Here is a 3,740-nt window from a genome sequence, read left to right as displayed (position 1 = left end):
TGTTCCCCGTCAGGGCTTATGGGGCCAAAGAAGGCAATTGCATAAGAGAGGATTTTGATTTCATTTGAAGTGACGTAAGGAACGAAGAATGAAAGCTAAATCCTCTAGTTCAAAAAGTGGCAAGTCAGCCGCAGATCAAACAGTTAAGAACATCCGCCGCGCGACGCGGAAGATTTATTCGGCCGAGGAGAAGATCCGGATTGTCCTTGAGGGGCTGAGCCGCGAGACATCGGTTGCCGAACTGTGTCGCCGGGAAGGCATCGCGCAGAGCATGTATTACAAATGGTCGAAGGAATTTTTGGAGGCCGGCAAGCAGCGCCTGGCAGGCGATACAGTGCGTGCAGCCACCAGTGACGAGGTAAACGACCTAAGGCGGGAAGCCAGGGACCTGAAGGAAGTGGTGGCGGAGCAAACCCTGGAGATACGGCTACTTAAAAAAAGCGTGGTCGGGGATGGGGGGTACGAAGAATGAGATACTCTGCATCTGAGAAGCTTGAGATCATCCGCACTGTCGAACAGTCACATCTGTCGGCACGTCAGACACTGGACAGGATAGGCATTCCACGCACGACTTTCTACCGCTGGTATGACCGGTATCTGGCCAGTGGCTTTGATGGTCTCAATGACCGGCAGCCGCACCCTGGCGAAGCCTGGAACCGCATCCCGGATCATATCCGTAAACAGGTGCATGATATGGCACTGGACGAGCCAGAACTGAGCCCGAGGGAACTGGCCGTAAAGTTCACGGACAGCAAGGGCTACTTTGTGTCGGAAGCCAGCGTTTACCGCATGCTGAAAGCCGCAAACATGATCACCAGCCCGGCCTATGTGGTGATCAAGGCTGCGGACGAGTTCAAAGACAAGCCGGCGCGCATTAACGAGCAATGGCAGACCGACTTTACCTACTTCAAGATCAAAGGCTGGGGCTGGTATTATCTATCCACGATCCTGGATGATTACAGCCGTTATGTGATCAGTTGGAAGCTTTGCAGCACCATGAAAGCCAAGGATGTGACAGACACAATTGATCAGGCGCTGAATGCTTCTGGCTGTCATGACAAAGCTGCCATGCCCCGCCTGTTATCAGATAATGGTTCGTCCTATGTGGCAGAGGAACTGGCGGACTTCCTGAAGGCCAAGGGCATGGGGCATGTTCGCGGCAGGCCATATCACCCGCAAACACAGGGCAAGATTGAACGCTGGCACCAAACACTGAAGAACCGCATTCTCCTGGATAACTATTATCTACCCGGTCATCTGGAACATGAGATCGGCCAGTTTATCCACTACTATAATCACGAGCGATATCATGAAAGCCTGAACAATCTGACGCCTGCAGATGTCTACTTCGGGCGGGGCCCAACCATTCTGGACAGAAGGAGAAAAATCAAACAACAAACCTTAAGACAACGAGCCTTGCGACATCACGCAAAGGCTGCTTAACTTAAAACAAGATATGAGATCAAAACCTCTCTTATTTTAAGCGCCTACTGGTAACAATTTATCTGACGACGGACATGCTTCTCACAACGCGAGGAAATCAGCCAGTCCCTCTTAAACCAGACAAAACCGAACTGCTCCAATTGGGCCATGAAACAACCTGGGCAATAGTGTATTGGTGTTGTCCAGCCGGTTGCTCGGGCGAATGACGTGGTCAGTTGTGCGCCCTCAAATACAGCTGCGCATGCTCGTGGAAGATAAAAAGGATTATTAGTAAATTCCATCGTCCAGATGTTGGTAGTGTCGATGACAATCTTAAGTTTTTCTGAATAGGTCAGATGAGCAAAAAGATACCCGAGATGTGGGGGCACTTTGGGTAACAGATACCAGGAGCGGCTGGCTGCCACAATACCACTCAAATTCTTTGGTGATGTGGGTTCCGCCATAAGTATTCTGCGAAGAAGGTAGCTGTTAAGGAACTCATCCGGCTGCAGGGCCTGGGCTGGTGTGTAGGTATTCATGTTGTAGTGCATAGCTACTTAGAAGTTTTGAAAACTGCATTTGCCTGTAGGAAAAAAACACGCGCCACAATATTAATTAATAGTCTAATTTCAAAAATGGACTGAACTGAGATACTTTCACTCAGAGTGATCGCCGGTCCAAGATGAAATTGCTTGAGGGTGCCATGTGATGAAACTTAAAGCAGTAATCTTAGAGAATTTTAGGGGTTATAGGGAATGCACCCCAATCCCTTTGGCGGATATGACAGCGTTCATCGGTCGAAACGACGCTGGAAAATCAACAATCCTGGAAGCGCTTGATATTTTTTTCGAGGGATCGACAAAGATTGATCAGGGTGATGCAAACACCAGAGGCGATGCCGGAAATGTGAAGATTAGCGTCGTGTTTTCAAGTCTGCCCGATGAGCTCATTTTGGATGCAGGTGCTCAGACTACACTCGCCAATGAGTTTCTATTAAACTCAGAAGGTGATCTGGAAATCACCAAAACATATGACTGTAGGAAGAAAACCGTCCCGTGTCGAATAGTGGCGACGGCTTTGCACCCGACTGCCAAAGAGGTTTCGGGTTTGCTTCAAAAAACTAATACCGACCTAAAGAAAATAGTGAAGGCTGCCGGTCTCGAAGGGCAGTGCCAGCTCAACAACAATCCTTCAATGAGGCAGGCGCTGTATGAGGCCGCCGATGACCTTGCTTTGGGGGAAACCGAGGTCCCATTAAAAGACGGTGGCGCGAAAGATGTTTGGGAGAGCTTAAAGAAGCGCTTTCCAGTGTATGCACTGTTCAAGTCTGATCGCGCGAGTTCAGACCAAGACCCTGAGGTTCAAAATCCGATGAAGTTAGCTATCCAGTCTGCGTTGGCTGGGCTAACTGGGCAACTGAATGACATCGCCGATCAGGTACAGGCCGTCGCGGAAGCGACCGCCAATCGAACCATTGATGAGTTAAAAAAGTCGTACCCGGATTTAGAGCTAGCTTCAGTCCTGAAGCCCGTTTTTCGAGACCCGAAATGGGATTCTGTTTTCAAGCTTGATTTGGAAAGCGATGATCAGGTCCCACTCAACAAACGAGGGTCTGGTATTCGCAGGCTTATCTTGCTCAGCTTCTTTCAAGCAGAAGCAAAGCGAAAAAAAGAAGAGAAAGCACGCGATGCTGCATCCAGGGTACCGATTGTTTACGCAATCGAAGAACCCGAGACATCTCAACATCCGGACAGCCAGCACCGAATAATTGAGGCTTTCAAGGAAATTTCAAGAAATGGCGACCAGATACTATTAACCACACATGTGCCTGGCCTTGCAGGTTTAATTGATACAGAGAGCCTGCGGTTCATCGTGTCAAGGGCGGAGCAAAATTAGGCCATAGGGCGGCGTAAAAGTGAGCCAGTATGGATATGGTTGATATGATAGCCGGGGGCATGCCCCCGGCTATCATATTTTGGCGATCATTTTGGGTGGGGTTTTGAGCGGCTCTGCGCGAGGCGGTAGCTTTCGCCGTTCATCTCGAGGATGTGAACATGGTGGGTCAGCCGGTCGAGGAGCGCGCCGGTGAGGCGTTCCGAGCCGAAGGTTTCTGTCCACTCGTCGAACGGAAGGTTGCTGGTGATGATGGTGGAGCCACTTTCATATCGCTCGGAGAAGACCTCGAACAACAGTTCGGCGCCGGTCTTTGAGAGCGGCACAAAGCCCAGTTCGTCAACGATCAGCAATCTGTATTTGGCCAGCTTCTTCTTGTAGCGCAGCAGGGACTTCTCATCCCTCGCCTCCATCAGTTCATGCAC

General features: G+C 50.1%; 4 protein-coding genes. 2 read left to right on the top strand and 2 right to left on the bottom strand.

Annotation, left to right across the window (positions count from 1 at the left end; all coding sequences use genetic code 11):
• Positions 1–88: 88 nt before the first annotated feature.
• Positions 89–1,443 (top strand): IS3 family transposase gene (locus KORM41_RS02610; RefSeq protein ID WP_156431865.1). Its coding sequence is split into 2 segments (ribosomal slippage): positions 89–433 and positions 436–1,443, totalling 1,353 coding nucleotides; the frame shifts between segments, so codons are not numbered across the junction.
• A 44-nt stretch (positions 1,444–1,487) separates the two neighbouring features.
• On the opposite strand, the gene KORM41_RS02605 is transcribed toward KORM41_RS02610, so the two are convergent.
• Positions 1,488–1,961, bottom strand: coding sequence for a hypothetical protein (locus KORM41_RS02605; protein WP_156431864.1), 474 nt, complete (start codon positions 1,959–1,961; stop codon positions 1,488–1,490).
• A gap of 169 nt (positions 1,962–2,130) precedes the next feature.
• Between KORM41_RS02605 and KORM41_RS02600 the strand changes: the two genes are divergently transcribed.
• On the top strand, positions 2,131–3,318 hold the full coding sequence (locus KORM41_RS02600) for an ATP-binding protein (protein WP_068144105.1): 1,188 nt from the start codon (positions 2,131–2,133) through the stop codon (positions 3,316–3,318).
• 86 nt (positions 3,319–3,404) lie between these two features.
• Here KORM41_RS02600 and KORM41_RS02595 read toward each other — a convergent pair.
• On the bottom strand, positions 3,405–3,740 hold a 336-nt coding region (locus tag KORM41_RS02595; protein ID WP_197420904.1), incomplete at its 5' end, for an ATP-binding protein.

This window comes from Kordiimonas lipolytica, assembly GCF_001550065.1.
Note: the sequence above shows the minus strand (reverse complement) of the source record. Positions and strands in the feature narration are given on the sequence as shown.

Bases quoted from the DNA above. Each gene is read 5' to 3' on its own strand.
- KORM41_RS02605 (WP_156431864.1), bottom strand. From the start codon at position 1,961: ATGAATACCTACACACCAGCCCAGGCCCTGCAGCCGGATGAGTTCCTT.
- KORM41_RS02600 (WP_068144105.1), top strand. From the start codon at position 2,131: ATGAAACTTAAAGCAGTAATCTTAGAGAATTTTAGGGGTTATAGGGAA.